This is a genomic window from Agromyces humi (genome assembly GCF_009720255.1).
Taxonomy (GTDB): domain Bacteria; phylum Actinomycetota; class Actinomycetes; order Actinomycetales; family Microbacteriaceae; genus Agromyces; species Agromyces humi.
Genome location: NZ_WJSP02000247.1, coordinates 1 through 5,539, shown reverse-complemented (window position 1 = coordinate 5,539; position 5,539 = coordinate 1). Strand labels below are relative to the sequence as shown.

General features: G+C 72.0%; 9 protein-coding genes. 5 read left to right on the top strand and 4 right to left on the bottom strand.

Annotation, left to right across the window (positions count from 1 at the left end; translation table 11 throughout):
• Together GH736_RS16140 and GH736_RS16135 are read left to right on the top strand one after the other, a co-directional pair.
• Positions 1-761: hypothetical protein (locus GH736_RS16140; RefSeq protein WP_203230810.1), on the top strand; the 761-nt coding region annotated here is incomplete at its 5' end.
• Complete coding sequence (locus GH736_RS16135) at positions 761-1,141, top strand: hypothetical protein (RefSeq protein WP_159605152.1); 381 nt, start codon at positions 761-763, stop codon at positions 1,139-1,141. The genes GH736_RS16140 and GH736_RS16135, both read left to right, overlap by 1 nt.
• On the opposite strand, the gene GH736_RS16130 is transcribed toward GH736_RS16135, so the two are convergent.
• From GH736_RS16130 to GH736_RS16120, 3 genes are all read right to left on the bottom strand, one after another.
• Positions 1,138-1,743, bottom strand: coding sequence for a ClpP family protease (locus tag GH736_RS16130; RefSeq protein WP_159605150.1), 606 nt, complete (start codon positions 1,741-1,743; stop codon positions 1,138-1,140). The genes GH736_RS16135 and GH736_RS16130 overlap by 4 nt on opposite strands.
• A complete protein-coding gene (locus GH736_RS16125; protein ID WP_159605148.1) occupies positions 1,740-2,363 on the bottom strand; it encodes a ClpP family protease in 624 nt (207 codons plus the stop codon). The genes GH736_RS16130 and GH736_RS16125 overlap by 4 nt, the downstream gene beginning before the upstream one ends.
• A 107-nt stretch (positions 2,364-2,470) precedes the next feature.
• A complete protein-coding gene (locus tag GH736_RS16120; protein ID WP_159605146.1) occupies positions 2,471-2,992 on the bottom strand; it encodes a MarR family winged helix-turn-helix transcriptional regulator in 522 nt (173 codons plus the stop codon).
• A 101-nt stretch (positions 2,993-3,093) separates the two neighbouring features.
• Here GH736_RS16120 and GH736_RS16115 point away from each other — a divergent pair, with 101 nt between their 5' ends.
• Complete coding sequence (locus tag GH736_RS16115) at positions 3,094-3,669, top strand: NADPH-dependent F420 reductase (protein ID WP_159605144.1); 576 nt, start codon at positions 3,094-3,096, stop codon at positions 3,667-3,669.
• A 66-nt stretch (positions 3,670-3,735) separates the two neighbouring features.
• On the opposite strand, the gene GH736_RS16110 is transcribed toward GH736_RS16115, so the two are convergent.
• Complete coding sequence (locus GH736_RS16110; protein WP_159605142.1) at positions 3,736-4,545, bottom strand: MBL fold metallo-hydrolase; 810 nt, start codon at positions 4,543-4,545, stop codon at positions 3,736-3,738.
• A gap of 81 nt (positions 4,546-4,626) precedes the next feature.
• Here GH736_RS16110 and GH736_RS16105 point away from each other — a divergent pair, with 81 nt between their 5' ends.
• The gene (locus GH736_RS16105; protein WP_159605140.1) at positions 4,627-5,367 is read left to right on the top strand and encodes an NUDIX hydrolase; all 741 of its coding nucleotides are present in this window, start codon (positions 4,627-4,629) and stop codon (positions 5,365-5,367) included.
• Between the two features lie 19 nt (positions 5,368-5,386).
• Positions 5,387-5,539, top strand: a 153-nt coding sequence (locus tag GH736_RS16100) for an FAD-dependent oxidoreductase (RefSeq protein ID WP_159605138.1), incomplete at its 3' end; no start/stop codon positions are given.

Genomic DNA, 5,539 nt, shown 5'->3' with positions numbered 1-5,539 from the left:
CCGAACCGCCCGGCGTCGCACGCGACGCGATGGCCAGGATGCAGGGCACCGTCGGCAACCGGGTGGCGCAGCGCATCCTCGCCGGCGAGCTCAGAGGCGTGCCGGCCGCGGCCGGGCCGGTGGTCAGCCGCGACGTGACGACCCGCACGGCGATCTCCGAGACGACCGACACGGGCAACACGTACACGCAGGACCTCATCCTCAACCGCACCCGGTCGACCATCGAGATCACGCTCGGCATCAACTGGGTGCGCCATGGCACCTGGGCGTCGGATGCCGCGTACGCCGCCTTCATCCGCCGCGTGAAGACCGCGGCGTACTCCTACCTCGACAACAAGTTCAAGGTCGTCTGCACGCCGAACTCCGCCGCAGCCGGGCCGGCGCCGATCGAGCTGCCGATCACGTTCCTCCTGTACGACCTCGACACCGGCTACCAGATCGGCGTGCACGGTGGCGCCCCGGGCGGCGACAGCGCGATGGCGGCGGCCGGCGGCAACGTCTACGAGCTCGAGGGCAGCGGGGCTCCCGAGATCGACATCACCTACGCCCACGAGTTCGGCCACGCGGCGCTCGGCGTGAGCGACGAGTACTCCAATCCGGCGATCCCGGGCCGGGTGCTGACGAACGACCACAGCATCATGGCGAACTACTACGCTCAGGGCATCCCGCAGGCGAAGTTCAAGGCGCGCCACTTCCAGCACATCGTCACCGAGGTGGCGCGGGCGTTCGCCGGCTACACCTGTTCCTTGCGGGAGATGTGATGAGCGGAGCCGACATGATCCTGCACTACCAGCGAGGACACGAGATGTCCGGATACGTGACGCTGACCGTCGAGGCCTACGGCACGGCGGCAGCGTCCCGTTCCGGCCGCGGCGACCTCGGTCGTCGTGAGGCGACCGGCGTGCTGACGCCCGGGCAGGCCGAGCGCCTCGCGGCCGCGGTCGAGGCGGCCGACCTCGCGCACCTCGATGGATCGACGCGGCGCATCGGCGACGACGAGGTGCCCGTGACGGTGGAGCTGGGTACCGGGCGCGATCGCCGCGAGCTGCGCCTCTGGTCGGGGGACGCCGCCTCGAACCCGGCCTTCGCCGCGTTCGAGGCGGCGGTGCGCGCCCTCGTCGACGAGATGCTCGAGTCCTAGCGGACCGTCGCGAGCGCCTGGGCCTCGAGCACGTGGTCGGCGAGGCCGTACGCGACTGCGGCGGCCGCGGGCAGGATGAGGTCGCGATCGGTGTCGTGCCGCAGCGTAACCAGGTCGCGTCCGGTGTCGGCGGCCAGCGCGGCCTCGAGCTCGGCGCGCACCCGCACCACCTCGTCCGCGTGCAGGATCAGGTCGGGCACGGTGCCGCGTCCCTGCGTCGAGGGCTGGTGCAGCGTGACCTTGCCGTGCGGCAGGATCGCGCGCTGGCCCTTCGCGCCGCCGGCGAGCAGCACCGCCGCAGGGCCTCCCGCCTGCCCGACGCACGTCGTCGCGACATCCGGTCGGATGTGCTGCATCGTGTCGTACACCGCGAGGGCGGCGCCCGGCGAACCGCCGGGTGAGTTCAGGTACAGGCTGATCGGCGTCTCGCTCGACTCCGACGCGAGGTGCAGGAACTGCGCGATGAGCACGTTCGCGACGCCGTCGTCGATCTCGGTGCCGAGGTAGACGATCCGCTCGGAGAGCAGGCGGCTGTACACGTCCATCGTCCGCTCGGCGTTGCCGCGCTTCTCGACGACGTAGGGGATCGTGTAGGAGCTCATGCCGGCACCCGCAGTCCGGTCATCGGGCGGGCGGTGCCGCCGTAGAGCTCCTCGGAGCCCTGCACGACCCGGTCGACGAAGCCGTACTCCACCGCCTGCTCCGCCGTGTACCAGCGGTCGCGCAGCGAGTCCTGGGCGATGCGCTCGATCGGCTGCCCGGTGAGCTCGGCGGTGATGCCGAGCACCACGTCGCGCGTGTACCTGAGGTCGTCGGCCTGCAGCTCGACGTCGACGGCGGTGCCGCCGATGCCCGACGAGCCCTGGTGCATGAGCACGCGCGCGTGCGGCAGCGCGTACCGCTTGCCGGGCGTGCCCGCCGTGAGCAGGAACTGGCCGGCGCTCGCCGCCCAGCCGACGGCGATGGTGGCGACGTCGTTGGGGATGGCGCGCATCACGTCCATGATCGCCAGCATCGCGGGCACCGACCCGCCGGGGGAGTTGATCCAGAAGCGGATGTCGCGGCGCGGGTCGTCGGCGGCGAGGGTCAGCAACTGCGCGATGAGGCGGTTGCCGCCCGCCTGGTCGAGCTCGTCGCCGAGCACGATGATGCGCTCGTGGAACAGCCGTCGCGTGAGCTCGGCGTCGATCGGCTGGATCGGTGGGGTCTCGTGTTCGCTCATGACCCCAGCCTGCGTCGCGGTCGGCGGCGGTGGCGCGGATGCCGCTCACGGCAGTGCTGCCCGCAGCAGCGCTGACCACAGCGGTGCGGCACAGGGCGGCGGCCGGGTCAGCCCGCGCGGGCGATCGCGGGGCCCTCGCTGAACTGGCAGGACGTCGCGGCGAGTCGCTCGTCGGGGTCGAGCCGGGCGAGCACCGCGCCGGCGATGGCGTAGAGCTGCTCGAGCTGCTCGGGAGAGAGCGCGTCGAGCACGTTGGACCGCACGGTCTCGACGTGGCCGGGCGCGGCATCCGCGATGAGCTGCAGGCCGGCGTCGGTGATCGTCGCGTTCGTGGCGCGCCGGTCTTCGGGGCACGGGAACCGCCGGATGAGCCCGCGCTCCTCGAGCCGGCGCGCGACGTGGGACAGGCGGGGGAGCGTCGCATTGGTGCGGGAGGCGAGCTCGGTCATGCGCATCGTGCGATCGGATGCCGCGCCGAGCGCCATGAGCACGCCGTACTCGAAATGCGTGAGCCCGGCGTCGCGCAGGAGCTGGGCGTCGAGCGCGCCGGGCAGCAGTTCGGCGAGTGCGACGAGGCGCACCCAGGCGGCGGATTCCTCGGTGCTCAGCCATCTCGTCTCGCTGGTCATGACCTCATCCTACCGCATTGGTTGACGCGACAACTGATTACAGCTAAGGTGATGGTTGTACCAACAAGTAACCGCGTCCGAGGGGCGCACGAGAGGACGACATGACCACCGTCAGCATCATCGGCAACGGCAACATGGGCAGCGCGATCGGGGCCATCGTGGCCGCCAGCGGCAACAGCGTCGAGGTCGTGGGCCGCGACGCGAGCGACCCCATCACCGGCGACATCGTGGTGCTCGCCGTGCCCCACTTCGCCATCGACGAGATCGTCGCCGCACGCGGGGCCGACCTCGCCGGCCGGATCGTCGTCGACATCACGAACCCGCTGGACTTCGAGACCTTCGACTCGCTCGTCGTGCCGGCCGACGGCTCGCGTGCCAGCGAGCTGGCCAAGGCGCTGCCCGAGTCGCGGGTGCTCAAGGCGTTCAACACCAACTTCGCCGCCACCCTCGCGCAGAAGACCATCGGGGGCCTTCCCACGACCGTGCTCATCGCCGGCGACGACGACCTGGCCAAGCAGGCCCTCGCCGACGTCGTGCGCGCCGGCGGCCTCAACGCCGTCGACGCGGGCCGGCTCGCCCGCGCCCGTGAGCTCGAGTCGCTCGGGTTCCTCCAGCTCACCGCCGCCGTCGGCGAGAAGATCGGCTGGACCGGCGGCTTCGCGCTCGTCGCGGCCTGATCCGGCACGTCCCGCGAGGGGCGACCGCAGGTCGCCATGACGAACGGATGAACGGATGCCGCGGTGCTACGCCCGCCCGCGGAGGTACACGAGCTGCGCTCGGACGGATGCCTCCGCTGCGGGCCGCACCGCGGCATCCGTGTCGGCGTAGACGAGGTCGGTGACCTCGCCGACCGATGCCTCGGCGCCGAGACGGGCGAGCGCCCGACGCACCTGGTCGAGGCGGTCGGCGCGGTGCACCAGGTAGTCGTCGCAGATCGAGCCGAGGTCGCGGAGCACCGGCCCGTGGCCCGGGAGCACGGCCACCATGCCGCGCACCGAATCGGCGAAGGCCTTGAGCCGCCCGAGTGACTCGAGGTAGGGGCCGAGCGCCCCGTCGGGATCCGCGATGATCGACGTGCCGCGGCCGAGGATGGTGTCGCCGGTGAGCACCGATCCGTGGTCGCCGTCGTCGGCCAGCACGAAGCAGGCAGAGTCGGCCGTGTGCCCGGGGGTGCGCATGACCTCGATCTCGATGCCGGCGGCCTCGATCACCTCGCCATCCATGAGCGGCGCACGATCGATGCAGAACGCGGGGTCGACCGCAGCGACCGGCGCGCCCACCTGCGCGGCGAACTCGGCGAGCGCCTCGCTGTGGTCGGGATGATGATGCGTGAGCAGCACGAGCTCCACCGGGCCGAACGAGGCCAGGTGGTCGAGGTGCGACGCGATCGAGGGGCCTGGATCGACCACGACCGTGCCCCGGGAGCCCGGAGCCCGGAGCACGTACGAGTTCGTGCCCTCGAGCGTCATCGGCCCAGGGTTGGGCGCCCGCACGAAGGTCGCGAACGGCGACACGGCCTCGTCGTCGGGTCCGCGGAATCGAGGCAGTTGCATGCCCGAAGTGTATCCACCGGGGGCGCGCCTCGGGCGGTCGGAACCGGTGCGCTCGTCGCGCGTCCGGCCTAGTCTGAAGGCATGAACAGCGACCTTGAATCCCTCACCAACGATGAGGTCTCCGGCGCAGCGGCCACCGTCGTCCTGCTGCGCGACGGCGAGCGCGGCGTCGAGGTGCTCCTCGCGGAGCGGCCGCGCGACCGCGGCTCGTTCGCGGGCGCGTGGGTCTTCCCCGGCGGCGCCGTCGACGAGGCCGATGCCCTCGGCGGCTCGCTCGACACCGAGGACGCCGCGCGCCGCGCCGCCGTGCGCGAGACGCGCGAGGAGATCGGACTCGAGCTCGACCGCTACGACCTCGTGCCGTTCGCGCACTGGACGCCCCCGAAGGACTCGCCCAAGCAGCTGCGCACCACCTTCTTCGCCGTGCGCGTGCCCGACGGCGAGCTCACTCCCGCTCCCGACGAGGTCATGGCCGTCGAGTGGTTCCGCCCCGTCGACGCGCTCGACCGGCACGCCGCCGGCTCGCTCACGCTGTGGCCGCCGACCTGGGTGACGCTGCACGGGCTGCAGCGCGCGGCATCCGTCGACGCCGCCCTCGCCGAGTTGCGCTCGGGTGACGTGAAGCCCTATGTCGGCCGGGTCAGCGATGACGGGCGCACCATCCTCTGGCAGGAGGACGACGAGTACGAGAGCCAGCAGCACCGTCAGGCGTCGAACCCCGCCGTGCCGGACGAGGGACCCGACGCCGAGGGCAACCAGCACCGGTTGGTGATGGACCGACTGCCGTGGATCTACGTGAACACCATGGGAGCCGGGTTCTGACGCGGTGAACCCACAGCCCGTGATCGACGTCACGGTCGTCGGAAGCGGGCCGAACGGCCTCGTCGCGGCCGTCGTCGCGGCGCGCGCCGGGTTGTCGGTCCGGCTGCTCGAGGCCGAGTCGTCGGTCGGCGGCGGCGTGCGATCGGCCGGGCTGACGCTGCCCGGCTTCCTG

What these genes read in the sequence shown, in the direction of transcription:
- GH736_RS16120 (WP_159605146.1), bottom strand. Translation starts at nt 2,992, where the DNA reads ATGACCAGCGAGACGAGATGGCTGAGCACCGAGGAATCCGCCGCCTGG.
- GH736_RS16105 (WP_159605140.1), top strand. Translation starts at nt 4,627, where the DNA reads ATGAACAGCGACCTTGAATCCCTCACCAACGATGAGGTCTCCGGCGCA.
- GH736_RS16125 (WP_159605148.1), bottom strand. Translation starts at nt 2,363, where the DNA reads ATGAGCGAACACGAGACCCCACCGATCCAGCCGATCGACGCCGAGCTC.
- GH736_RS16115 (WP_159605144.1), top strand. Translation starts at nt 3,094, where the DNA reads ATGACCACCGTCAGCATCATCGGCAACGGCAACATGGGCAGCGCGATC.
- GH736_RS16135 (WP_159605152.1), top strand. Translation starts at nt 761, where the DNA reads ATGAGCGGAGCCGACATGATCCTGCACTACCAGCGAGGACACGAGATG.
- GH736_RS16110 (WP_159605142.1), bottom strand. Translation starts at nt 4,545, where the DNA reads ATGCAACTGCCTCGATTCCGCGGACCCGACGACGAGGCCGTGTCGCCG.
- GH736_RS16130 (WP_159605150.1), bottom strand. Translation starts at nt 1,743, where the DNA reads ATGAGCTCCTACACGATCCCCTACGTCGTCGAGAAGCGCGGCAACGCC.